Consider the following 25,135-nt stretch of genomic DNA (forward strand, 5'->3'; position numbering starts at 1 on the left):
ACCATTCACGGCAATTCGGGCATAGTGACACGCTTGTCACTATCGATTCGAGTAGCCGAAGTCCCACCGGTAGCCTGGTGGGGTGATTGACCTTCGCCTGCTCCGTGAGGACCCCGACCGTGTTCGCGCCTCCCAGCGCGCCCGTGGAGAGGACGTCGCGCTCGTCGACGCCCTGCTCTCCGCCGACGAGCTGCGCAGGTCGTCCGGCGTCCGCTTCGACGAACTCCGCTCCGAGCAGAAGTCGCTCGGCAAGCTGATCCCCAAGGCCACGCCCGAGGAGCGGACGGAGCTGCTCAAGCGCGCCGACCAGCTCAAGGCCGACGTCCGTGCCGCCGACGCCGCGCAGAACGAGGCGGACGCGGAGGCCAAGCGCCTGCTGCTGCAGCTCGGCAACATCGTCCAGGAGGACGTGCCGGTCGGCGGCGAGGAGGACTTCGTCGTCCTGGAGACGCACGGCACCATCCGCGACTTCGGCGCCGAGGGCTTCGAGCCCAAGGACCACCTGGAGCTCGGCGAGGCGCTCGGCGCCATCGACATGGAGCGCGGTGCCAAGGTCTCCGGTTCGCGCTTCTACTACCTGACGGGCATCGGCGCCCTGCTGGAGCTCGCTCTCGTCAACGCGGCCATCGCGCAGGCGACCGAGGCCGGTTTCATCCCCATGCTCACCCCCGCGCTGGTCCGCCCGCGTGCCATGGAGGGCACCGGCTTCCTCGGCCAGGCCGCCGAGAACGTCTACCACCTGGAGAAGGACGACTTCTACCTGGTCGGCACCTCCGAGGTCCCCCTCGCCGCGTACCACATGGACGAGATCATCGACGCCGACAAGCTGCCCCTGCGGTACGCCGGCTTCTCGCCCTGCTTCCGCCGCGAGGCCGGTACGTACGGCAAGGACACCCGCGGCATCTTCCGCGTCCACCAGTTCGACAAGGTCGAGATGTTCTCGTACGTCGACCCCGCCGACGCCGAGGCCGAGCACCGCCGGCTGCTGGAGTGGGAGAAGCAGTGGCTGACCGGCCTGGAGCTGCCCTTCCAGGTGATCGACGTCGCCACCGGTGACCTCGGGGCCTCGGCCTCGCGGAAGTTCGACTGCGAGGCGTGGATCCCCACCCAGGGCAAGTACCGCGAGCTGACCTCCGCCTCCAACTGCGACAGCTTCCAGGCCCGCCGCCTGTCGGTGCGCATGCGGGACGGCAAGAAGGTCCAGCCGCTGGCCACCCTGAACGGCACGCTCTGCGCCGTACCGCGCACGATCGTGGCGATCCTGGAGAACCACCAGCTCGCGGACGGTTCCGTGCGCGTGCCCGAGATGCTCCGTCCGTACCTCGGCGGGCGCGAGGTCCTGGAGCCGGTCGCCAAGTGACCTTCCCCTTCAAGCTCGTCGCCACCGATCTCGACGGCACGCTGCTCCGCGACGACCGCACGATCTCCGTGCGGACGCGCGAAGCGCTGGCCGCCGCCACCGAGGCGGGTGCCGCGCACATCGTCGTCACCGGCCGGGCGGTGCCGTGGACGCGGCAGATACTGGACGACCTGGGGTACGACGGCCTCGCCGTCTGTGGCCAGGGCTCGCAGGTCTACCACGCGGGCGAGCACAAGCTGCTCACCTCGCTCACGCTGGACCGGCAGCTGGCCGGGCTCGCGCTGTCCAAGATCGAGGCGGAGGTGGGCCCGCTGCTGCTCGCGGCGAGCCGCGACGGGCTGGACGGCGAGGTCCTGGTCGGCCCCGGTTACCGGGTTCACGAGGGCCCGCTGCCAGTGGTCCACGTCGAGGACGCGAACGAGATGTGGGCCGCTCCGCTGAACAAGGTCTACCTCCAGCACCCCGAGCTCGACGACGACCAGCTCACCGCCGCCGCACGGGCGGCCGTGGGCAGCCTCGTCAACATCGTGATGGCGGGACCCGGGGTCGTGGAGATCCTCCCCCTCGGCCTCACCAAGGCGACAGGTCTCTCGCTCGCCGCGCGCCGGCTCGGCGTGAAGGCGGCGGACACCATCGCCTTTGGTGACATGCCCAACGACATCCCGATGTTCGGCTGGGCACGGCACGGCGTGGCCATGGCCAACGCGCACGACGAACTCAAGGCCGTGGCGCACGAGATCACCGCCTCCAACGACGACGACGGCATCGCGGTGGTCCTGGAGGAGCTCCTCGCCGGCGGAACGCGGTAGCCGCCGCACGCGCTCATCTCCGTACGAACGCACCACCGTACAAACGCACGATCGCACGACCGACTGCCCGCGGCCCCCGAAGGCCGCGGGCAGTCGTGTGTCCTCCCCCTCTTTACGGGTGGGCCTCCATACGGTTCGGGCCCTTTGTGGTTCGGGCTCTTTACGGCTCGGGCCGCAGATCCTTCAGCCGGTGGGCCACGTCGCCCAGCCGGGCGTCGACCCGCCGCACGTCGTGCGCGACGTCGGCCAGCCGGACGCGCATCGCGCCAACGACCTCATGGGTCGCCCCCAGCTTCCGGTCCAGGCTGTCGAACCGCTCCGACATCCGGCGCAGGACCGGCCCCAGCTCCTGGAGGGCCGAACCGACTCCGGCCAGGCAGCTCTCGATGCGGGTGACCCGGAAGTCGAGCGAGTCGTACCGCTCCCGGAGATCGGTTTCCGCGTCGAGGAGATACGTACGCACACATCGGGCGATGTCGCTTTCGCGAAGAAGCATGGCGACGTTGAGGACGGTGCGGCGGGTGTAGAGGCGCAGTTGAAGGGGAGTCTGTGGATAACTTTCCGCTCCACCCCCCTTCCATAGCGACATCATGTCGCTATGGAAGGACTCCAGCTCAGAGCCTCGCAGTGTGCGCAGACCATGGGCGGTGAACTCGGCTCGATGGCGATCGGTGAGCCTTCGCACCGAGGCTGTGGATACTTCGAAGTAGCGAGCCACATCCTCTGTGCGAACGTGAATTCCGTCCGGGAGCATGACAAGGCTCTTCACCTTGTCGAGGATGTCGACGCGCACCATCTGCTCGACGCGCAGCGCGCGGGATTCGAGCAGGGCGACTTCCGTGGGCATGAGCATGCCTTCCGTACGCAGGGAACACCGAGGGACGGCCCTCTCCCCGGGCTTCAGGGGCGGAGGTCGCTCACGGGTCACTTGCTCGATGGCCGGCCTCCGCCGGTGCTCGCACACCGGGGCCGGCATTCCTCTGCTTCACGTACGCGTCGTCGTCACGGATTCCAGTTGCCTCCACGCATCCGGCCCAACGACCCGGCACATGCGCGGTCACGCGAGCGGCACCGGCCGCTCACGGGGCGGCCCTCCGGGGCAGCATGCCGACGGGGCCGGAGAACACGACAGCCCCCGTCCGTCGGACGAGGGCTGTCGGGTTGTCCCGCGCGGGGCCGCATCACGGGCCGGCCTGCCGCCTCACTCCTCGCCGGCCAGCTTGAGCGTCCGCAGCTTCTGGCCCGCGTACCAGGTGGCGCCGACGGTCACCACGACCAGCAGCACGGTGGCGAGCGGGAGTTGGACCTCGGCGGTGATCGCGCCCTCCGCGCCGGTCTTCTCGGCGACGGCGAGCGCCCACTGCTGCACGCTCAGCGTGCGCGCCCCGGGCACCTGGCTGCCGAAGAGGGCCTCCCACACCAGCGCGTAGACCAGGCCGAGCACGACCGCGTGCCGGCTGACCGTACCGAGCAGCAGGAAGAGCGCGCTGTACGCGATCGAGGCGACCAGCGCCCCGACGGTGTACGCCACCGCGATCTGCTGTCCGTTGCCGTTGAGGATCAGCCCCGCGATCAGGGTGGGCAGCGCGGAGAAGACCATCGTGACGGCGATGGCGACGATCAGTTTGGTGAAGATGATCGTGGGGCGCTTCACCGGCTTCGCCAGCAGGTAGACGATCGAACCGTCGTCGATCTCGGGACCGATGGCCCCCGTGCCCGCGATGACACCGATCAGCGGGACCATCACGGCGAGGGCGAAGCCGCCGAGGACGTCCGACGCGATCTGGTCGTCGGCTCCCGCCAGGACCCGTACCGCCAGGGCGATCGCGATCAGCAGCGCGGGCAGGACGAACAGGATGGCGGCCCGGCGCCGGCCGAGCAGGGCCCGGTAGGTGAGCCGGGCGACTGTGGGGTCGTACATGACGCTTCACAGCTCCTTTCTGGCCGCTACTCAGGCCGATACGAGGTACGAGAAGACCGATTCGAGGGATTCGTCGGACGGCGAGACGGCCAGCAGCCGGATGCCCCGCTCCTGCGCCACCCGCGGCAGCAGCGTGGTGAAACGGCCGAAATCGACCGCCTGGATCAGCAGCGCGCCCTCCCCGTGGTCGACCTCGATCCCGGCCGTCGACGGATCGGCGATCAGGGCCGCCGCCAGCGCGCGGTCGTCGCTGGAGCGCACGAGATAGCGGTGCGGGCGGTCCGTCATCAGTCGGCGGATCCGCCGGAAGTCGCCGGAGGCCGCGTGCCGGCCGGCCACGATCACCTCGATGTGCGAGGCGAGCTGCTCGACCTCTTCGAGGATGTGGGAGGAGAAGAGCACGGTGCGCCCCTCCGCGCCCATCCGCCGCAGCAGATCCATCAGCTGCATCCGCTGGCGGGGGTCCATGCCGTTGAACGGTTCGTCCAGCAGCAGAACCGAGGGGTCGTGGACGAGCGCCGAGGCCATCTTCACGCGCTGGCGCATGCCCTTGCTGTACGTCTGGATCTTGCGGTCCTGCGCGTACTCCATCTCCACCGTGGCCAGCGCGCGCGCCGCCTGCGCCGCGCCCAGACCGTGCAGTTCGGCGTTGGCGACGACGAACTCGCGGCCGGTCAGGAAGTCGTACATGCCCTCCCGCTCGGGGACGATGCCGATCTCCTGGTAGACCGACTCGTTGCGCCAGATCGGACGCCCGTCGAGCGTGACCGTGCCCGTGGAGGGGGCGAGGAATCCGGCCATCAAGTTGATCAGTGTGGACTTGCCCGCGCCGTTGGGTCCGAGCAGCCCGGTGACCCCCGGGCCGATGGTCATGCTCACGTCGTTGACGGCGACGACGTTCCCGAACCAGCGGGAGGCGTGGTCGATCTCGATGGTGGTCACAGCCCGACCCTCCGGTAGCGGCGCAGCAGGGCGGCGTACGAGCCGGCGATGAGCGCGAGGACAACGAACAGATAGACCACGCCCAGCGCGGCCCCCGGGCCCTCCCCGCCGGGGAAGGCGGAGGTGGCGCCGAGGAACGCGGTCTGCACCCCGTCGATCAGCGTGATCGGGGAGAACAGCCCGAACCAGGCGACGGCCCCCTCGGTCCCGGTCGAGTAGGCGATGGCCTGGATCGTGGAGACGGCTCCGTACGTGATGGTCAGCACGGCGATCACCGCCGCCACACCGAAGCCGCGGCGCGGGGTCACCGCGGCCACCACCAGCGCGAGCGCGGCGAACAGCACGGACAGCAGGGCCACCGACACCAGTCCTTGGGCGAACCAGCCGGTCTGGTCGCCGAAGTCGAATTTCGCGAGCAGCGAGCCCACGTAGAGGATGAGCAGCGGCGTCCCGGTGATCACGAAGACCGCGGACGCCATCGCCGCCAGCTTCGCCAGGACGTAGTCGGCGTGCGCGATCGGCCGCGAGAAGTACAGCGGCACCGTCCGGAACCGCAGGTCCCGCGAGACGCTCTGCGGGGCCTGGGCGGCCACGAACAGACCGATGACGGCCTGCAGGAAGATCGCGTACGAGGTGTACTTCACGACCAGCTTCGTGGCACCGGGCGCGGCCATCGACACGGCCACGATGATCGCCGCGACCAGGCACATCACCGCGAGCAGCAGCATCGGCAGCACCTTGGACTTGGCCGACCGCCCGAGCCCGAACGCGCCCTTGAGCGACTGCACGTAGAGCGAGCGGCGGGCGTACGCGCGCCCCAGCCTCGGCCCGTCGTAGGAGCGGTAGCCGATGTCGTGGATGCGGGAGGCGTCGCCGGGCAGCGCGCCTCCGGCCCTGATCTCAGTGCTCATCGGGACCGCTCCCCTTCTGCTGTACGGCCCCGGGGGCCGGAACCTGATGGACGGACCCGGGCGCCGGGATCCGGGACTGGGCCTGCGGTACGGCTCCGGGGGCCGGGCCGGACGCTGCCGCGGCGACCGCCGGGACCGGGTCCGGGTGAGTGTTCTCGCCCGCGCGGAAGACCTCGGCGATGTGGTGGCGGCGCTGCTCCATGCGGACGAGCCCGAGCCCGAGACCGGCCACGCTGTCGCGCACCAGGTCGTACGTCTCCTCGCCGGTCGCCTCGACGAGCAGGATGTGACCGGCTCCCGGCAGGCCGCCGGTGTCGACGCCGTCGTTCCCGATCAGCTTCACACCGGCCCCGAGGAGTTTCCGGCGCAGCGCGTCGGTGCCGTCCGGGTGGGTGTCGCTGTCGGTGACCTCGACCGCGAGGGTCGTGGTGGTCTGGGTGAACTCGCTGGTGGAGCTGGACCGGAGCAGCGTGCCGCCGTCGATGACGACGACGTGGTCGCAGGTGCGTTCCAGCTCTCCCAGGAGGTGCGAGGTGACGAGCACGGAGATCCCGAAGTCGGTGTGCACCCGGCGGATGAGCCCGAGCATCTCGTCGCGGCCCACCGGGTCGAGGCCGTTCGTCGGCTCGTCGAGCAGCACCAGCCGCGGGTCGTGGACCAGCGCCTGGGCCAGCTTCACGCGCTGCTTCATACCGGTCGAGTAGCCCCCGATGGGGCGGTAGCGCTCCTCGTAGAGGCCGACGTGGCGCAGGGTGTCGGCGGTGCGCTCCCGGGCCGCGGTCGGCGGCAGTCCGGACATCCGCGCCATGTGGACGACGAACTCGGTCGCCGAGACGTCCGGCGGCAGGCAGTCGTGCTCCGGCATGTACCCGACCCGCTCCCGGATCGCGGCACCGTGCGTGGCGACGTCCAGCCCGAGCACCGAGGCAGAGCCCTCGGTGGCGGGCGAGAGTCCCAGCAGGATCTTGATCAGGGTGGACTTGCCGGCCCCGTTGGCACCCACCAGGCCGGTCACGCCCGGTCCGATGTCCAAGGAGAGCCGGTCAAGAGCGGTCACCCGGGGGTACCGCTTGCTCAAGGCGTTCAGCGCGATCACAGTCACCTCGACGACGGTAGTGGCGCGGGCACCTCCGGTCGTCAGCCCTGACGGTCGCATACACGTCAAACTTGAGTTGTAGGGACCCGTAGGGGAGTCGGGCGGAGGAGTGACCCGGGTCGACGGGCAGTGGTCGACGGGCGGGGATCGGCGGGCGGGGCTCGGCGGGCGGGGCTCGGCGAGCGGCGGCCGGTCGTGGGGCTCAGCGAGCAGCGCGGCGACCAGGGGCTCGGACGAGCAGCGCGGCGGTCCGACGATCCTCTCTGCGTACCGGATCTCCACAGGCGGTTGTCCACAGGCCGGGCACCCCTCTTGACCCCTCGGCGGACCTGGTCACATTCTTCAGTGTCACGTTACTGGCGCGTACAGCTCGCCAAGTGCGCTGTCCCGGACGCCGGGTTCGGGCGGCCGGGGCCGAGGAAGACGGGTGGCGCACGAGCGGCGCCCGACCGAGGAGAGGTGGCGGGATGCAACTGCCGGGAGCGCGCGAGCGCTGGGTCCGCACGGGCGGCATCGAGCTCTGCGTGGCCGAGCTGGGCAATCCGGACCTGCCCACCGTCGTGCTGGTGCACGGCTATCCGGACAGCAAGGAGGTGTGGTCGCGGGTGGCTCCGGCGCTGGCCGAACAGTGGCACGTGGTGCTCTACGACGTACGCGGCCACGGCCGTTCGAGCGCGCCGAAACCGCTGCGCGGAGGCTTCACGCTGGAGAAGCTGACCGACGACTTCCTCGCGGTGCTGGACGAGGTGAGTCCCGGCCGGCCGGTCCATCTGGTGGGCCACGACTGGGGTTCCGTGCAGTCCTGGGAGTTCGCCACGGTCGAGCGGACCAGGGGCAGGATCGCCTCCTTCACCTCGATGTCCGGGCCGTCGCTGGACCACTTCGGCCACTGGATCCAGGGCCGGGTGACCCGGCCCACCCCCCGGCGGGTGGCCCAGCTCGCCGGACAGGGCGTCAAGTCTTGGTACGTCTACCTCCTGCACACCCCCGTCCTGCCCGAACTCGCCTGGCGCGGGCCGCTGGGGCGCCGGTGGCCGCGCATTCTGGAGCGCCTGGAGAAGGTACCCGCGGGCGACTACCCGACCGCCTCGCTGCCCCGGGACGCGGCCCACGGCGCCTGGCTCTACCGCGACAACGTCCGTACCCGGCTGCGCAGGCCGCGCCCGGACGCGTACGCGCACGTACCGGTGCAGCTGATCACGCCGACCGGTGACGCCTTCCTGTCGGAGTACCTCTACGACGACCTGGAGCACTGGGCCCCGCGCCTGGTCCGGCGCCGGCTGCCCGCCCAGCACTGGGCCCCGCGCACCCGGCCGGACCAACTCGTGGCCTGGATCTCGGAGTTCGTGGCCGCCAACGAGCCCTCGGCTAAGGCCGCCCGTACGCCGGACACGGACCCGGTGGGGTCCGGCCGGTACGCGGACCGGTTCGCCGGCGTGCTGGTGCTGGTGACGGGCGCGGCCGACGGGATCGGACGGGCCACCGCCCTGGCGTTCGCCGAGGCCGGGGCGCGCGTGGTGGCCGTGGACCGGGACGCGGCGGGCGCCGCCCGTACGGCGGAGACGGCGCTGCTCGTCGGGGCGCCGGCCGCCTGGGCACAGACCGCCGAACCGGGCGACGAGCAGGCGATGGAGAAGCTCGGCGCGAAGGTCGCTGCGGAGTACGGCACCGTCGACGTCCTGGTCAACGTCGCGGGTACGGCGCCCTCCGGGCCCTTCCTGGAGACCACGTCCGAGGAGTGGCGGGGCCTCCTCGACGCGGGGTTCCTGGGGGTCGTCCACAGCTGCCGGGTGTTCGGCGGGCGGATGGCCGAGCGCGGGCAGGGCGGCCACATCGTCAACGTGCTCCCGAGCGTCCCCGGCCCGGTGACCCGCACGCCGGGGATCTCCACGTACGGCACGGCCCAGGCCGCCGTCCTGGCGCTCACCCAGGGCCTGCGGGCCGAACTGGCCCACCGCACGGTCTCGGTGAGCGCGGTACGGCCGGGGGCGGTCGACACCGGGGCGGGAGGCGCCGGAGCGGGCACGGGAGCGGGTGCGACGGCGGGCACTGTGGCCGGCGTTCCCCCAAGGGAGGTGTCACTCGGAGGAGTTGACGCGGAGGCTGCCACGCCGACGCGCCGGGCTCGCGGCCGTACGCCGGAGCAGGTCGCCGAAGCCGTGCTGGAGGCGGTGGTCCACGACCAGGCCCTCGTGGTGGTCCCGGCACGACCGGCGGGCCTGCGCCGCCTGCTCCGGGGCGGTACGGAGCCGCTCCGCAAACGGCCCTGAGCGCAGCCGAGTCGGGCGCGCCCCCACGTGGAGCGGGTGGGCGGCGCGCCGGACGGCCGCGGCCGAGGAGTACGGCCGACAGGTCTCGCAGGCGACGGAGTTGGATCCCGGGCAGGTCATGCGGACGGTGATGCGGACGAGTTCACGGACGGAGCCCGCCGAACGGCGTCCGGCGCTCGCGCCACCGGAACTACGGCCCGCTCGCCTCTCACCACCCCAGGGTCGGGAGAGAGCGCGAAGGAACCAGCGTTCCTCTGACGCGGCTTTCCCCAGGTGCGCAGGACAGCCTGTGGACAGAACGGCGTTCAGCCTATGAGCTGTTCACTGGGACGGGCTTGGTCCGGGAACCGTCCGTGCGGCGGGCACGACGGGGTGCTTCACCTGCGGGAAGCGCGGAAGGAACGGTTCCCCCTTTGCGCAAGTAGCCTTTCATCGCTGGTACGTGGGCCTCCGTCGATGGTCGCGCACTGGCGTAGGACCCAGAACTCGGCACAAAAAAAAGCCCTCTTAGTGCACAAGTGGGACATCTAGCCCATTTAATGCGTTAGTTAACCAAAGAGGCCATTTCGTAAGCACGTTGTCCACAGATTCGCCAAATACCCTGTGGATAAGTCAAGTTGCTTGTGGATCAAACACAAGCGGACTCACCAGTTTCCCTGCGCTCGGAAAATCCGGATGCACCGCCGGAGGCCGCCGGGCACTCTGGCGGGATGGACGACAGACGCACCGTGAAGGTGTCGAAGTACCTCTCCAAGCACCTGCGCCATCAGCCGGAACGCATCGGGCTGACACTCGACCCGAACGGGTGGGTGGACGTCGCGGAGTTGCTGGAAGCCGCAGCCCGTCACCACTTCCCGATCACCCGGGCCGAACTCGAACACGTGGTGGCGGTGAACGACAAGCAGCGCTTCACCCTGGAGGGTGAGCGGCTGCGCGCCAACCAGGGCCACACCGTCGCCGTCGACCTGGACCTGCCTCCGGCCGAGCCGCCGCCGTTCCTCTACCACGGCACGGTGCCGCGGTCCCTGGCGGCGATCCGGACCGAGGGGCTGCGCCCGATGGCCCGCCACCACGTCCACCTCTCACCCGACCGGGAGACCGCCACCCGGGTCGGGGCACGGCGGGGCAGACCCATGGTGCTCTCCGTGGACGCGGCGGCGATGCACCGCGCCGGTCACGTCTTCCGCGTCAGCGCCAACGGGGTGTGGCTGGCGGATTCGGTACCCCCGGAGTACCTGCGCTTCCAGGACTGACGGGTGAGGGACGCAGAGCCCCCCGGGGGGGCCGTCGGAGCCGCGCTCCCCGTCCCGCACGGGCCCGTCCCCCGTCCCCCGTCCCCCGCACACCGCGTCACCCGTACACCGGCTTCCGGTCAGCCCAGCTGGGCGAGGGCCTCCGTGGCGATCCGCTCGAAGACGGCCGGGTCGGTGGCGAAGTCCGAGTCCGGGATCGGCCAGTGGACGACCAGCTCGGTGAAGCCCAGCTCCTGGTGGCGCCCGGCGAAGTCCACGAAGGCGTCCACCGACTCCAGCGGGCGGTTGCGGTCCGGGGTGAACGCGGTGAGCAGGATCTTGTCCAGCTCCGCGACGTCCCGCCCGGTCTCCGAGCACGCCTTGCCGAGCTTCTCGATCTGGCCGCGCAGCGCCTCGACCGACTGCTCCGGAGTGCCGTCCTCGAACAGCTTCGGGTCACCCGTGGTCACCCAGGCCTGGCCGTACCGGGCGGCCAGCTTCAGCCCGCGCGGCCCGGTCGCGGCGACGGCGAAGGGCAGCCGGGGCGACTGGACGCAGCCGGGGATGTTCCGGGCCTCCTCCGCCGTGTAGAAGGTGCCCCGCTGCGAGACCGCGCCCTCGGTGAGCAACCGGTCCAGCAGCGGCACGAACTCGCCGAAGCGGTCGGCCCGCTCGCGCGGCGTCCACGGCTCCTGCCCGAGCGCCGTGGCGTCGAAGCCGTTGCCGCCCGCCCCGATCCCGAGGGTGACCCGACCGCCCGAGACGTCGTCCAGCGAGATCAGTTCCTTGGCCAGCGTCACCGGGTGGCGGAAGTTCGGCGAGGTCACGAGGGTGCCCAGGCGCATGGTCCCGGTGACGACGGCTGCCGCCGTCAGCGTCGGGAGCGCCCCGAACCAGGTCTCCTCCCGGAACGAACGCCAGGACAGGTGGTCGTAGGTGTAGGCGGCGTGGAAACCGAGCTCTTCGGCGCGCTGCCACTTCGCACGGCCCCCCTCGTGCCAGCGGTCGACGGGGAGGATCACGGTGCTCAGGCGCAGACTCATGGATCGAGCCTACGTCCCGCGTCCCGTCCCCACAGGGGCGAGGCCGCCCGCCTCAAGATTCCCAAGGCCCTCAAGATCCCTTGCCTGTGCCCTGGCATATGCCAGAGGTTTATCCCCCTGCTCAGAGGCTCGCGTCACTCATATGTGCGCCCTCCCGCACGCCCGTGCGCCGAATGCGGGAGAATGGACCGGTGACCACGCCTACCGAAGCACCGCCTGTCGCCGTGCCCCGGCTGATAGCCACCGATCTGGACGGCACGTTGCTGCGCGACGACAAGACCTTGTCCTCGCGCACGATCGCCGCCCTCGCGGCGGCCGAGCGGGCGGGCGTGCACGTCCTCTTCGTCACCGGGCGCCCACCACGCTGGATGGACGCGGTGGTGTCCCATCTGCCGGGGCACGGGACGGCGATCTGCGCGAACGGCGCCGCGGTGGTCGACCTGAGCGCCGGCGGCCGGCTGATCAAGGTCCACCCGCTCGGCCGGGCGGAGGCGCTCGACGTCGCGCACCGGGTACGGGCCGCCGCGCCCGGCACCACGTTCGCGGTGGAGTTCACCACCGGCTTCCACCACGAACCGCTCTACCCGCCGTTCCGCCAGGACCCCGGGGCGGTGGTGGCCCCCGTCGAGAAGCTGCTGGCCGAAGAGACACCGGGCACGGGCGCCCCGGTGCTCAAGCTCCTGGCCCACCACACCGCGATCGCCCCCGACGCGTTTCTCGCCCTGGCCCGGGAGGCTGCCGGGGACCGGGTCTCCTTCACCCGGTCCAGCCCTTCCGCCCTGCTGGAGGCCGGCGGGGCGGGCGTCTCCAAGGCCCGCACGCTCGCGGAGTACTGCGCGGCGCGCGGGGTGCTCCCCGAGGAGGTCGTCGCCTTCGGGGACATGCCGAACGACGTCGAGATGCTGAACTGGGCCGGTACCTCGTACGCGATGGCCAACGCCCACCCGGCCGCGGTCTCCGCCGCCTCGGGACGGACGCTCACCAACGAGGAGGACGGCGTGGCGGTCGTCCTCGAACGCCTCCTCGCCGCGCACTGAAGCCCTGGTCTCCGAACCCGTAAGCGCCGGCCGAGTCCCCCGGGCCCCTCAGAGCGGCGCCTCCCAGGTCACCGACGTACCGCCACCGTCCTCGCCGAGTCCCGGGCCGAACCAGCTCGCCCCGCCCAGCGACTCCGCCCGGCGGGCCAGATTGCGCAGCCCGCTCCGCCGGCCGCCCTCCGGGATGCCGACTCCGTCGTCGGAGACGGTCAGCCGGACGGCGTCCCGCCCGTCCGGCAGGGTGGCCGTGGCGTCGACGACCACGTCGATCACCGAGGCCTGGGCGTGCCGGAAGGCGTTGGAGAGGGCCTCGCGCAGGGCGGCGATCAGGTTCTTCCCGGTCGACTCGCTCACCAGGGTGTCGATCGCCCCGAGAAAGCGGTGCGAGGGCGTGAAGCCGAGGGGCACCGCCGCCATGTTGAGCTCGCGCAGCACCCGGACGCGCAGTCCGGCCGGGGCCTCGGCCGGCTCCTGCTGGAGGGCGAAGATGGCGGTGCGGATCTCCTGGATGGTGGTGTCCAGCTCGTCCACGGCCCGGCCGACACCCTCCCGTACCTCCGGCACCACCGACCGGCGCCGGGCGCTCTCCAGCATCATCCCGGTGGCGTACAGCCGCTGGATGACCAGGTCGTGGAGGTCCCGGGCGATCCGGTCCCGGTCCTCGTACACCGCCAGCCGCTCCCGGTCGCGCTGCGCCTCCGCCATCATCAGGGCGAGCGCGGCCTGCGCGGCGAACTGTGCGGCGAGGGTCCGTTCCGCCGCGCTGAACGGGCGCTGTCCCTGCGCCCGGGGCATGGACAGGGCGCCGAGCATCCGGCCGCCGCTGCGCATCGGCAGCAGCATGTTCGGGCCGTACCGCTCGGACGCGCGGCTGATCAGGCGCGGATCGGTGGCGGCGTCGTCGATGAAGACGGGTTCCCCGGCCAGCAGCGCCGAGACCACCGGGCTCTCCGGCCCGATGATCACGCCCAGCGAGGTGGACGGATCGTCGGAGGCGACCGCGACGACCTCCAGCCCGTCGGCCCCGTCCTTTCCCACCGGCAGCAGTACGGCACCGGCGGCCGAGTCGGCCAGCCTGCGGGCCTGTTCGGCGACGACGCTCAGGGCGTCGTCCGCGTCCCCGCCGGCGAGCAGCGCCGTGGTGACCGCGACCGACCCGTCGATCCACCGTTCGCGCTGGCGGGCGGCCTCGTAGAGGCGGGCGTTGCCGATCGCGATGCCCGCCTCCGTGGCGAGTACCCGGACCATGTGCAGGTCGTACTCGTTGAACCTGCCGCCGTGGTGCTTCTCGGCGAGGTACAGATTGCCGAAGATCTGCCCCTGGACGCTGATGGGGACGCCCAGGAAGGTGCGCATCGGAGGGTGTCCCGGCGGGAATCCGGCGTACCGCGGATCGGTGGTCAGGTCCGTCAGCATCACCGGAGCGGGGTCGTGGATGAGCGCCCCGAGGAGTCCTCTGTGCCCGCTCGGGGGCCGCCCGATCGCGCGCGCCGCCTCGTCCGGCATGCCGTGGGTGACGAAGTCGAGGAGCCCCTCGGCGGACTCGTCCACGACGCCGATCGCGGCGTACCGGGCGTGGGCCAGCTCGGCGGCGGTCTCGCAGATCCGGTCGAGCGTGGAGTGCAGCTCCAGCCCGGTACCGACCGACCGCATGGCCTCCAGCAGCTGCGGCACGCGGGCGGTGAGCTCGGGGGAGAGGCCCCCCAGATCGCTGGCGGCCCGGGCGGCGGCTTCGAGCGACTCCTGGTCCCACGCGTTCCGGCTCGGCTCGTCCTCACCCCCGTCCGCCCCGGCCCGGCCCGCCGCGCCCCGCTGGTGCCCCTTCCGCTCTGCCATGGGTCGAGCGTACGAAGGGACCTCGCGCACGGAAAGTCGGGATTGCCCCGTCCTTCGGGCGCGACAGGGCGGTCCCGGAGCGTCTCAGACGCGGGCCATCCGGGCCGGCTCCGGCGGGCGGACCGCGCGCAGGTCGGCCTCGCGTTCGCGCTCCAGCATCCGGCGCAGCGGTCCGTCCGCCGCGGCGAGCTCGGCGTAGCCGCCGCGCTGGACCACCCGGCCACCGTCCAGCACCACGATCTCGTCCACCGCGTCGAGGCCCGCCAGGCGGTGGGTGATGAGCACGGTGGTACGCCCCCGGGTGAGGTCGAGCAGGTCCTCGGTCAGGGCGTCGGCGGTGGCGATGTCGAGGTGCTCGGCGGGCTCGTCGAGGACGAGGACGGGGAAGTCGGCGAGGAGGGCGCGGGCCAGCGCGAGGCGCTGCCGCTGGCCGCCGGAGAGCCGGGCGCCGTGTTCGCCCACCAGGGTGTCGAGGCCGTCCGGCAGCGAGTCGGTCCAGTCGAGCAGCCGTGCCCCGGCGAGCGCGTCCCGCAGGTCCTCCTCGGTGGCGTCGGTGCGGGCGAGCCGCAGGTTCTCCCGCACCGAGCTGTCGAAGACGTGCGCGTCCTGGGCGCAGAGCCCGACGTACGTACGGACCGTGTCGCCGTCGAGCGCCGGGGCGTCCGTGCCGCCGAGCCGGTAGGTGCCGCTCTCCGCGTCCAGGAAGCGGAGCAGGACCTGCGCGAGGGTGGTCTTGCCGGAGCCGGACGGGCCCACGACCGCGATCCGGCGTCCCTGCTCCAGAGTCAGGTCGACCGCGTCCAGGGCGGGCCGGTCCGCGCCCGGGTAGCGGGCCGTCAGGCCCCTTACCTCCAGCGGGAACGGGGTGGCGGGGGCCGGGGCGGGGTCGGCGGGTTCGCGTACCGGTACGGGGGCGTCCAGCACCTCGTACACCCGCTCCGCGCTCCGGCGGGCGCGTCGGCGGTACTGCACGGCGAGCGGCAGCCCGTTCACGGCCTCGAAGGCGGCGAGCGGGGTGAGCAGGACGACCGCGAGCTCCAGGCTGCCGAGCCGGCCGCTCGCCACGGCGGGCAGCGCCACCAGCGAGGAGGCGACCACGGTCAGCCCGCAGAGGAGCGAGGAGAGGCCGCCGCCCAGGGCCGTGGCGGAGGCGGCGCGGGCGGCGATCCGGGTGAGGACCCCGTCCGCCGCCCGCACCCGCGCGGTACGCGAGGGCAGGGCACCGGCGACGGTCAGTTCGGCGGTGCCGCCGAGGAGGTCGGTGACCCGGACGGCGAGGTCGGCACGGGCCGGGGCCAGCCGGCGTTCCGCCCGGCGGGCGATCGCACCGCTGACCAGCGGCACGCCCACTCCGGCGAGGAGCAGACCCACGGCGAGGACCACGCCCGCCCCCGGGAGGAGCATCCCGAGGAATCCGGCGGAGGCCGCGCCGACGACCACGGCGGTACCGGCGGGGAGCAGCCAGCGGAGCCAGTAGTCCTGGAGCTCGTCGACGTCCGCCACCAGCCGGGTGAGCAGGTCGCCCCGCCGGGTGGTGCGCAGTCCGGCGGGCGCGACGCGCTCAAGACCCCGGTAGACGGCGACGCGCAGTTCGGCGAGGAGCTGGAGCACGGTGTCGTGCGAGACGAGGCGTTCGGCGTAGCGGAAGAAGGCCCGGCTGATGCCGAAGGCGCGGGTCGCCGTGACGGCGACCATCAGGTAGAGGACCGGGGGCTGTTCGGAGGCGCGGGAGATCAGCCAGCCGGAGACCGCCATCAGCCCCACCGAGGAGCCCAGCGCGAGGCTGCCCAGCAGCAGGGCGAGGGCGAGGCGCCCGCGCCGGGCGCCCGCCGCCTCGCGGATCCGGGCGAGCACCTTGCCCGTACGGGCGGCGGTCTCCCGGAGCGCCACGGGGGCCTCCGTCGCCGGGGCTGAGGCGGAGGCCGGGGCGGGGGCGGGCGGGCGTACGGGGTCCGGAACGGCCCGTCGGGGTGCCTCCGCCCGCCCGGTCTCCGGTCCGGCCGCGGCCGGTTCCAGCGTCACGACCCGGTCGGCCAGCGGCAGCAGTGCGGGACGGTGGGCGACCAGCAGGACGGTACGGCCCTCGGCCAGCCGCCGTACGGCGTCCACGATGCCCGCCTCCGTACCGCCGTCCAGGCTCGCGGTCGGCTCGTCGAGCAGTAGCACCGGCCGGTCGGCGAGGAAGGCGCGGGCCAGGGCGAGACGCTGGCGCTGCCCGGCGGAGAGCCCGGCGCCGTCCTCGCCGAGGAGGGTCCGCTCCCCCTCCGGCAGTGCGGTGACGAACCCGTGGGCGCCCGCGTCCCGCAGGGCGGCGGTCACGGCGGCGTCGTCGGCGTCCGGCCGGGCGAGGCGCACGTTCTCCGCGACGGTTCCGGCGAAGAGGACCGGGCGCTGCGGGACCCAGGCGATGCGCTCGCGCCAGCGTTCGGGGGAGAGGGTGGCGAGGTCCACGCCCCCGACCCGTACGGTCCCCTCGTCCGGCTCCCTGAACCCGAGGACCACGTCGAGCAGCGTGGACTTGCCGGCCCCGCTCGGGCCGACCAGGGCGACGGTCTCCCCCGGCGCGACCACCAGCGAGGCACCGGCCGGGGAGGCCTCGGTCCGGCCCGGGTGCCGGACGGTCACCCCGGCCAGCTCGATGCGGAGCGACTCCGGCACGTCCGCCGTACCGACCGCCGGGAGCTCGGTCTCCAGCACCGCGAAGATCTCCTCGGCGGCCGACAGCCCTTCCGCCGCCGCGTGGAACTGCGCGCCGACCTGGCGGATCGGCAGATACGCCTCGGGGGCGAGGATCAGCACCAGCAGGCCGATGTACAGATCGAGTTCGCCGTGGACCAGGCGCATGCCGATGGTGACGGCGACCAGCGCCACCGAGAGGGTCGCCAGCAGCTCCAGCGCGAAGGAGGAGAGGAACGCGATCCGCAGAGTCCGTACCGTCGCCAGCCGGTACTCCGAGGTGATCTTCCGGATCGACTCGGCCTGGGCCTTGGCCCGGCCGAAGACCTTGAGCGTGGGCAGCCCGGCGACCACGTCCAGGAAGTGGCCGGAGAGGCGCGAGAGCAGCCGCCACTGGCGGTCCATCCGGGACTGGGTGGCCCAGCCGATCAGCGCCATGAAGGCGGGGATGAGCGGCAGCGTGACCACGATGATCGCGGCCGACACCCAGTCCTCGGTGACGATGCGCGCGAGGACGGCGACGGGTACCACCACCGCGAGGCCGAGCTGCGGGAGATAGCGCGAGAAGTAGTCGTCGAGCGCGTCGACCCCCCGGGTGGCGAGGGCGACGAGCGATCCCGTGCGCTGTCCGTCCAGCCATCCGGGACCGAGCTGCGCGGCCCGCTCCAGAAGCCGGCCGCGCAGCTCGGACTTGACCGCCGCACTCGCCCGGTACGCCGCCAGCTCGGTGAGCCAGGCGACCAGCGCCCGGCCCGCCGCGACGACGGCCAGCAGGATCAGGGGCGTACGGAGACCGGAGACGCTCAGCCCGTCCTCGAACCCGCCGACCACGATCTCGGCGACCAGCATCGCCTGAGCGATGACCAGCGCCGCACCCACGGCGCCCAGGGCCACCACGGCGACGAGGAAGAAGCGGGTGGCCCGGGCGTACCGGAAGAGACGCGGATCGATCGGTTTCACGTGAAACATCCCCTGTGATCGGACACGGCGCGGGCGCTCAGTGCGCGTCGGCGATGTGCTGGGTGCCTATGCGCTTGCGGAACACCCAGTACGTCCAGCTCTGGTAGAGCAGGACCAGGGGCGTGGCGATCCCCGCGCACCAGGTCATGATCGTGAGTGTGTAGGGCGTGGACGAGGCGTTGGTGACGGTGAGGCTCCACGCGCTGTTCAGCGAGGACGGCATGACGTCCGGGAAGAGCGCCAGGAAGAGCATCGCCACGGCGGCGGTGATGGTGAGGCCCGAGAGCGCGAACGACCAGCCCTCACGCCCCGCCGCGATGGCCGCGATCGCGCCGGCCAGGGCCAGGACGGCCACGACCGTGGCGAGCAGCGACCAGCCGTCACCGGTACGCGCCTGCGTCCAGATCAGGAAGCCCAGCGCCAGGACGGCGGTGAGGAACCCCAGCCGCAGGGCGAACGCCCGGGCCCGTACGCGGATCTCCCCGACCGTCTTCAGCGCCGCGAACACCGCGCCGTGGAAGGTGAAGAGGGTGAGCGTCACCGCCCCGCCGAGCAGCGCGAACGGATTGAGGAGGTCCCAGAACCCGCCCACGTACTCCATGTGCGCGTCGATCTTGACGCCGCGCACGATGTTGCCGAAGGCCACGCCCCAGAGGACGGCGGGGATCAACGAGGTCCAGAAGATCGCGTGTTCCCAGTTGGTCTGCCAGCGCTCCTCCGGCCGCTTCGCCCGGTACTCGAAGGCGACGCCTCGCAGGATCAGGCAGAGCAGGATGACCAGCAGCGGCAGGTAGAAGCCGGAGAAGAGGGTGGCGTACCAGTCGGGGAAGGCCGCGAAGGTGGCCCCTCCGGCGCTGAGCAGCCAGACCTCGTTGCCGTCCCAGACGGGCCCGATCGTGTTGATCAGGACCCGCCGCTCCTTGCGGTCGCGGGCCAGCACCTTGGTCAGGACCCCGATGCCGAAGTCGAAGCCCTCCAGGAAGAAGTAGCCGGTCCAGAGGACGGCGATGAGGACGAACCAGACGTCGTGGAGTTCCATCGTTCCGCTCCTTCCTCTCAGTACGAGAAGGCCATCGGCCGGTCGGCGTCGGCGGCGTCGTGGCCGCCGATCGTGGCGGGCGGGTTGAGGTCGTCCTCACTGAGCTCCGGAGGGCCGGCCTTGATGTACTTCACGAGCAGCTTGACCTCGACCACCGCGAGGATCGCGTAGATCAGGGTGAAGGCGATCAGGGAGGCGATGACCTCGCCCTGCGAGACCCCGGGGGAGACGGCGTCCTTGGTCTTGAGGACCCCGAAGACGACCCAGGGCTGCCGCCCGGTCTCGGTGAAGATCCAGCCCCAGGAGTTGGCGATCAGCGGGAAGAGCAGGGTCCAGAGCGCGACCATCCAGTACAGCTTGGTGAGCTTCGGGCTGAGGGCCTTGTTCTTGAAGAGGACCAGATGCGGCACCTCGTCGTCGCCGGTCCGCATCCCCGGCGGCAGCATGAACTTCTTCCGGGTCAGCCAGAGTCCGAGGATGCCGAGGCCGAAGGAGGCCATCCCGAAGCCGATCATCCAGCGGAAGCCCCAGAAGGCGACCGGGATGTTGGGCCGGTAGTCCCCGGGCCCGTACTTCTCCTGCATCTGCTGGTTCAGCTCGTTGATGCCCGGGATGTACGAGGTGAAGGTGTCGTCCGCCAGGAAGGAGAGCACTCCGGGGACCGAGATCTCCACGTCGTTGCGGCCCTCGGAGACGTCGCCCACCGCGAAGATCGAGAACGGCGCGCCTTCCTGCCCCTCCCAGAGCGCCTCGGCCGCGGCCATCTTCATCGGCTGCTGCTTGAACATCACCTTGCCGAGCACGTCACCGCTGATGGAGGTCAGCAGACCGGCGACGACCACGGTGACGAGCCCCAGCCGCAGCGAGGTCCGCATGACCGGGATGTGCTTCTTCCGCGCCAGGTGGAAGGCGGCGATCCCGACCATGAAGGCGCCGCCGACGAGGAAGGCGGCCGTGATGGTGTGGAAGAACTGGGCGAGCGCGGTGTTCTGTGTCAGCACCTGCCAGAAGTCGGTGAGTTCGGCGCGACCGCGCTTCTCGTTCATGCGGTAGCCGACCGGGTGCTGCATCCAGGAGTTGGCCGCCAGGATGAAGTACGCGGAGAGGATCGTGCCGAGCGAGACCATCCAGATGCAGGCCAGGTGGATCTTCCGGGGCAGCTTGTCCCAGCCGAAGATCCATAGCCCGATGAAGGTGGACTCGAAGAAGAAGGCGATCAGCGCCTCGAAGGCGAGCGGCGCACCGAAGACGTCACCGACGAACCGCGAGTAGTCGGACCAGTTCATGCCGAACTGGAACTCCTGGACGATGCCGGTGACGACGCCCATGGCGATGTTGATCAGGAAGAGCTTGCCCCAGAACTTGGTGGCCTTGAGGTACTTCTCCTTGTTGGTCCGGACCCATGCCGTCTGCAGCCCCGCCGTCAGTGCGGCGAGGGAGATCGTCATGGGGACGAAGAGGAAGTGGTAGACGGTCGTAATGCCGAACTGCCAGCGCGCCATCGTCTCGGGCGCCAGAGCAAGTTCCACGTCGTCGTCTCCTTACGTCGCCGTAGTGACAGCCGCGGTTCGCCCGTTTGATCCACCCCATTGCCGGATCAAACGGGTGCGCTTGTGAACGCGTTCACATTCACAAGCAAAAGTATGGCGCACGTGCTTCCGGATCTTCGAACGGGGGGGGTCCCCTGAGAGCGACGGCCCCGAGGAGCGGCGGCCGACGGGCCCCCTTCCTGGAAGCTGCCCGCCGTGCGCCGGGCGGAACCGGCGCACCGACGCTTTTCGGACAAGGGCCGGCAGCGGGGCGTGAGCGGCGGGATCCCGTTCGCGCCCGCCCGCGCGTGCCTCGTCCCTCCGCCCGCGCGTGCCGCACGCCCCTCCGTACACAGGTGCCGCACGCCCCCGCGCACGCGCGGCCGGCCCGCACCCCTCCGTACGCGCGCGGCCCCTGCCCTCGCGAAGTTCCGGAGGACAGGGGCCACTGGGGACGGCAGGCAGCGCCACGACGTGCGCCGCGCGGGCGCACACGGCGCGAGCCGCGCTAGAGCTGCGCGCGGAACGCCTCCGCCGCCTTCAGGAAGAGGTCGTTGGCCTCGTCCTCGCCGACCGTGACCCGTACGCCCTCACCGGCGAACGGCCGCACGACCACCCCGGCCCGCTCGCAGAAGGCGGCGAAGTCGCCCGTACGCTCACCGAGCCGCAGCCAGACGAAGTTGGCCTGGCTCTCCGGCACCGTCCAGCCCTGCGCGACCAGCCCCTGGTGCACCCGGTTCCGCTCGACCACCAGCGAGCCCACCCGCCCCAGCAGTTCGTCCTCGGCCCGCAGCGAGGCGATCGCCGCGTCCTGGGCGATCCGGCTCACACCGAAGGGCACGGCCGTCTTGCGCAGCGCCGCGGCCACGGGCTCGTGCGCCACCGCGAACCCGACCCGCAGTCCGGCCAACCCGTACGCCTTCGAAAAGGTGCGCAGCACCGCGACGTTGGGGCGGTCGCGGTAGATCTCCAGGCCGTCCGGCACGTCGGCGTCACGGACGAACTCCTTGTACGCCTCGTCGAGCACCACCAGCACGTCGGAGGGCACCCGGTCGAGGAACCGCTCCAGTTCGGCCCGGCGCACCACCGTCCCGGTCGGATTGTTGGGGTTGCAGACGAAAATCAGCCGCGTCCGGTCCGTGACGGCGTCCGCCATCGCGTCCAGGTCGTGCACGTCCCCGTCGGTCAGCGGCACCTTCACCGAGGTCGCCCCACTGATCTGCGTGATGATCGGGTACGCCTCGAAGGAGCGCCAGGCGTAGATCACCTCGTCGCCGGGGCCGGACGTGGCCTGAAGCAACTGCTGCGCCACGCCCACCGAGCCGGTGCCGGTGGCGAGGTGCTCCAGCGGCACCCCGAAGCGGTCGGCCAGCTCGTCCATCAGGCCCGCGCAGGACATGTCCGGGTAGCGGTTGAGCTCCGAGGCCGCAGCGAGCGCGGATTCCAGCACCCCGGGCAGCGGCGGATAGGGGTTCTCGTTGGAGGACAGCTTGAAGGCGACCGGCCCGTCCTGGGAGGCCGCCCTGCCCGGCACATAGGCGGGGACACCGTCCAGCGCGGAACGCAGCTTGGGGCTCTTCTCGCTCACCACAGGTCCTCCTCGACCATCGACGCACGGATGCGCCCCACCTTATGAGGAGCCGCCCGGAGCGACCCGCGCGCGGGAGCCTCCACGGAGCTCGTCCACGACCCCCGGCCGCGGGGCGCCCGGAAGGGAGCGCAAACGGCCCTCTCCACGTGCCTGTACACGGGCCTTCCCGCTGGGGGCGCACTCGCTTTTCATCGCACGCCGGTGGCTCGCGCCGTAGCGCGCGTCCCTCGAAGTGGTGAGTTGAGGGCTCCCCCCGCCACCCTTCCGTGAGCAAGCTCACCCCGATGGATACATGACACATCCGGCAGGTAGCCGCCAACTCCCTTGCTTTGCAAGGCAATCATTCCTCAATGACCTTGCAGAAACGTGTCTGTCAACAGTTGCATATGCTCCCGGTCCACGGGGGCTCCTGAGCCCTACTATCGGCTCGCCATGACAGCAGCAGGGAAGCACCAGGTGAGCCGGACGGAGACCCCCCGGCGCAGCGGCCGGCCAGGACGCGCGGGTATTCGCGACGTGGCCGCCGCCGCGGGGGTCTCGATCACGACCGTCTCCGACGCGCTCAACGGCAAGGGCAGGCTCCCGGACGCCACCCGCCGCCACGTCCGCGAGGTCGCAGAACGCCTGGGCTACCGCCCCTCGGCCGCGGCCCGCACGCTCCGGACGGGCAAGTCGGGCCTGATCGGCCTGACCGTGACCACGTACGGGGATGAACCTTTCACCTTCACCGAGTTCGCGTACTTCGCGGAGATGGCGAGGGCCGCCACCTCGGCCGCGCTCGCCCGGGGGTACGCCCTCGTGATCCTGCCCGCCACCTCGCGCCACGACGTCTGGTCCAACGTGGCCCTGGACGGGACCGTGGTGATCGACCCCTCGGACCAGGACCCGGTGGTCACCGAACTCGTCCGCCAGGGCCTGCCGGTGGTCTCCGACGGACGGCCCGCCGGATCGCTCCCGGTCACCGCCTGGGTCGACAACGACCACCGCGCGGCCGTGCTCGACCTCCTCGACCACCTCGCCGCGGCCGGCGCCCGCCGGATCGGGCTGCTCACCGGCACCACGACCGACACGTACACCCGGCTCTCCACCACCGCGTACCTGCACTGGTGCGAGCGCGTGGGCCAGGACCCGGTGTACGAGTCCTATCCGGCCCACGACCCGTGCGCCGGAGCGGTAGCCGCCGACCGCCTGCTCGCCCGCCCCGACCGGCCGGACGCCGTCTACGGCCTCTTCGACCCCAACGGCACCGACCTGCTGGCGGCGGCGCGCCGGTACGGCCTGCGCGTCCCCGACGACCTGCTGCTGGTCTGCTGCAGCGAGTCCACGGTCTACGCCACCACCGAGCCGCCCATCACCACGCTCTCGCTGAAGCCGCGCCGCATCGGCACCGCGGTGGTGCAGCTCCTCATCGACGCGATCGAGGGCGTCGAACACGACGGTCCGGTCGAGCAGGTGATACCGACCGAGCTCATCGTCCGGACCTCCTCGCAGCGCCGGCCACCCCGCACGACGGTCAGCGCGCCACGCTCTCCGAGCAGGGACTGAACGGATTAATCCGGACCAATGGACAGGTGAACGGCGCACCCGCCCGGATTCACCGCCCCTGGTGCGTCACACGGGGCGATCCGCGTTCCTATGATGGGCGCACGACACCGCGGACCGACCTCTACCAGGCAGGGCCCGTCAGGTGTACGGCGGCGCGACGGTGGTGGAGGGGTCGATGACTCAGGGGGCCGGTCAGGAACCCGTGGTGCGTACGGCGACGTTGCGCGACTTCCGCGTACCGCCGTACGCGCGAACGCCCGTGCCCGGGGCGGAGCCGCATCCGGAGGGTGCGCTCGCGCACCCCGGCGACGTACAACCCGGCAACGCGCTGCCCGACGGCTTCGCGCACCCCGGCAACGCGCTGCCCGACGGCGGCGTGCCGGAGGGCTACACGCCGACCGAGCGCGATCTGCCCGTGATCACCCCGGCCGGGGTGCCCGTCGTGGCCCCCGTACCGGACACGGGCCCCGGCGGGGCGGACGGGCCGGGCCCGCTCTACGTCGTCGGCGACGTGCACGGCTACCTCGACGAACTGAAGGCCGCCCTCGCCGACCAGGGCCTCATCGACGTCAACGGCAACTGGTCGGCGGGCAACGCCCGGCTCTGGTTCCTCGGCGACTTCACGGACCGGGGCCCCGACGGCATCGGGGTCATCGATCTGGTCATGCAGCTCTCGGCCGAGGCCGCCGCCGCGGGCGGCTACTGCAAGGCGCTGATGGGCAACCACGAGCTGCTGCTCATCGGCGCGAAGCGGTTCGCGGACACCCCGGTGAACTCCGGCGCGGGCACCGCCACCTTCCAGGCCGCCTGGCTGCTCAACGGCGGCCAGAAGCACGACATGGATCGGCTGCGCGACGTCCACCTCCAGTGGATGTCCCGGCTGGACGCGGTCGTGGAGGAGGACGGGCATCTGCTGATGCACTCCGACACGACGGCCTACCTCGACTACGGGGCGACCATCGAGGACGTCAACGACACGGTCCACGCCATCCTCACCCGTAACGACGCGGACGAGTGCTGGGACCTGTTCCGCAAGCTCACCAAGCGGTTCGCGTTCCGGGACGACGGCGGCGCGCAGGCGGTACGCGAGCTGATGGCCGCGTACGGCGGCCGGCGGGTCGTCCACGGCCACAGCCCCATTCCGTACCTCCTGGGCGAGGTCGGGTCGGAGGACGGCGAGAACAACGCCGGTCCGGTGGTGCTCGGACCGCACGTGTACGCGGACGGGCTGGCCATCGCCATGGACGGCGGCGTGACCATGGCCGGAAGGCTACTGGTCGCCCAACTCCCCCTGCATGACTGACGGTCCACCGGGTAGGGCTCCGTCGACCTGATCGT

The 25,135-nt window shown here is 71.6% G+C and carries 18 protein-coding genes; 7 read left to right on the forward strand and 11 right to left on the reverse strand.

Translation table 11 applies throughout. The features are described 5' to 3' along the window. The first annotated feature begins 82 nt into the window (after nt 1-82). Both serS and OG599_RS16670 read left to right on the forward strand, forming a co-directional pair. Entirely contained in the window at nt 83-1,360 is a 1,278-nt protein-coding gene (gene serS / locus OG599_RS16665; RefSeq protein ID WP_327176759.1) for a serine--tRNA ligase, read from the forward strand. After that, nucleotides 1,357-2,169, forward strand: coding sequence for an HAD family hydrolase (locus OG599_RS16670; RefSeq protein WP_327176760.1), 813 nt, complete (start codon nt 1,357-1,359; stop codon nt 2,167-2,169). The genes serS and OG599_RS16670 overlap by 4 nt, the downstream gene beginning before the upstream one ends. Before the next feature lie 160 nt (nt 2,170-2,329). Here OG599_RS16670 and OG599_RS16675 read toward each other — a convergent pair whose 3' ends face one another. The 5 genes from OG599_RS16675 to OG599_RS16695 all read right to left on the reverse strand — a co-directional run bounded on the left by OG599_RS16675 (nt 2,330) and on the right by OG599_RS16695 (nt 7,000). Continuing rightward, nucleotides 2,330-3,016, reverse strand: coding sequence for a hypothetical protein (locus tag OG599_RS16675; RefSeq protein WP_327176761.1), 687 nt, complete (start codon nt 3,014-3,016; stop codon nt 2,330-2,332). A 354-nt stretch (nt 3,017-3,370) separates the two neighbouring features. After that, the gene (locus OG599_RS16680) at nt 3,371-4,090 is read right to left on the reverse strand and encodes an ABC transporter permease (RefSeq protein ID WP_327176762.1); all 720 of its coding nucleotides are present in this window, start codon (nt 4,088-4,090) and stop codon (nt 3,371-3,373) included. Between the two features lie 30 nt (nt 4,091-4,120). Beyond that, the gene (locus OG599_RS16685) at nt 4,121-5,032 is read right to left on the reverse strand and encodes an ABC transporter ATP-binding protein (RefSeq protein ID WP_327176763.1); all 912 of its coding nucleotides are present in this window, start codon (nt 5,030-5,032) and stop codon (nt 4,121-4,123) included. Then, complete coding sequence (locus tag OG599_RS16690; protein ID WP_327176764.1) at nt 5,029-5,943, reverse strand: ABC transporter permease; 915 nt, start codon at nt 5,941-5,943, stop codon at nt 5,029-5,031. The genes OG599_RS16685 and OG599_RS16690 overlap by 4 nt, the downstream gene beginning before the upstream one ends. After that, nucleotides 5,933-7,000 (reverse strand): ABC transporter ATP-binding protein, encoded by a 1,068-nt coding sequence (locus OG599_RS16695; protein ID WP_327180064.1) that lies wholly within the window; start codon nt 6,998-7,000, stop codon nt 5,933-5,935. Before OG599_RS16695 ends, OG599_RS16690 begins: the two co-directional genes overlap by 11 nt. Nucleotides 7,001-7,506: 506 nt before the next feature. On the opposite strand from OG599_RS16695, the gene OG599_RS16700 reads away from it, so the two are divergent. Further along, complete coding sequence (locus tag OG599_RS16700; RefSeq protein WP_327176766.1) at nt 7,507-9,309, forward strand: SDR family oxidoreductase; 1,803 nt, start codon at nt 7,507-7,509, stop codon at nt 9,307-9,309. A 710-nt stretch (nt 9,310-10,019) separates the two neighbouring features. Continuing rightward, nucleotides 10,020-10,562, forward strand: a complete 543-nt coding sequence (locus OG599_RS16705) for an RNA 2'-phosphotransferase (RefSeq protein ID WP_327176767.1) — start codon at nt 10,020-10,022, stop codon at nt 10,560-10,562. A 119-nt stretch (nt 10,563-10,681) separates the two neighbouring features. Here OG599_RS16705 and OG599_RS16710 read toward each other — a convergent pair whose 3' ends face one another. After that, nucleotides 10,682-11,584: an LLM class flavin-dependent oxidoreductase gene (locus OG599_RS16710; RefSeq protein ID WP_327176768.1), complete on the reverse strand. Its 903-nt coding sequence runs from the start codon at nt 11,582-11,584 to the stop codon at nt 10,682-10,684. Between the two features lie 173 nt (nt 11,585-11,757). Here OG599_RS16710 and OG599_RS16715 point away from each other — a divergent pair, with 173 nt between their 5' ends. Continuing rightward, nucleotides 11,758-12,621, forward strand: coding sequence for a Cof-type HAD-IIB family hydrolase (locus OG599_RS16715; RefSeq protein WP_327176769.1), 864 nt, complete (start codon nt 11,758-11,760; stop codon nt 12,619-12,621). Nucleotides 12,622-12,669: 48 nt separating this feature from the next. Here OG599_RS16715 and OG599_RS16720 read toward each other — a convergent pair whose 3' ends face one another. The 5 genes from OG599_RS16720 to hisC form a co-directional block, all read right to left on the reverse strand. Further along, complete coding sequence (locus tag OG599_RS16720) at nt 12,670-14,457, reverse strand: GAF domain-containing sensor histidine kinase (protein ID WP_327176770.1); 1,788 nt, start codon at nt 14,455-14,457, stop codon at nt 12,670-12,672. Nucleotides 14,458-14,541: 84 nt separating this feature from the next. Next, nucleotides 14,542-18,093 (reverse strand): thiol reductant ABC exporter subunit CydD, encoded by a 3,552-nt coding sequence (gene cydD, locus OG599_RS16725; protein ID WP_327176771.1) that lies wholly within the window; start codon nt 18,091-18,093, stop codon nt 14,542-14,544. A gap of 37 nt (nt 18,094-18,130) precedes the next feature. After that, nucleotides 18,131-19,132: a cytochrome d ubiquinol oxidase subunit II gene (cydB, locus tag OG599_RS16730; protein ID WP_327176772.1), complete on the reverse strand. Its 1,002-nt coding sequence runs from the start codon at nt 19,130-19,132 to the stop codon at nt 18,131-18,133. A gap of 17 nt (nt 19,133-19,149) precedes the next feature. Beyond that, nucleotides 19,150-20,661, reverse strand: coding sequence for a cytochrome ubiquinol oxidase subunit I (locus OG599_RS16735; protein WP_327176773.1), 1,512 nt, complete (start codon nt 20,659-20,661; stop codon nt 19,150-19,152). 508 nt (nt 20,662-21,169) lie between these two features. Beyond that, nucleotides 21,170-22,249, reverse strand: coding sequence for a histidinol-phosphate transaminase (hisC, locus tag OG599_RS16740; protein WP_327176774.1), 1,080 nt, complete (start codon nt 22,247-22,249; stop codon nt 21,170-21,172). 435 nt (nt 22,250-22,684) lie between these two features. Between hisC and OG599_RS16745 the strand changes: the two genes are divergently transcribed. Both OG599_RS16745 and OG599_RS16750 read left to right on the forward strand, forming a co-directional pair. Next, nucleotides 22,685-23,797 carry a LacI family DNA-binding transcriptional regulator gene (locus OG599_RS16745; RefSeq protein ID WP_327176775.1) on the forward strand — a complete coding sequence of 371 codons (1,113 nt, stop codon included), beginning with the start codon at nt 22,685-22,687 and terminating at the stop codon, nt 23,795-23,797. A gap of 160 nt (nt 23,798-23,957) precedes the next feature. After that, a complete protein-coding gene (locus tag OG599_RS16750) occupies nt 23,958-25,100 on the forward strand; it encodes a metallophosphoesterase (RefSeq protein WP_442809683.1) in 1,143 nt (380 codons plus the stop codon). Nucleotides 25,101-25,135: the final 35 nt, after the last annotated feature.

The organism is Streptomyces sp. NBC_01335 (assembly GCF_035953295.1).
In the GTDB taxonomy this organism is placed as follows: Bacteria; Actinomycetota; Actinomycetes; order Streptomycetales; family Streptomycetaceae; genus Streptomyces.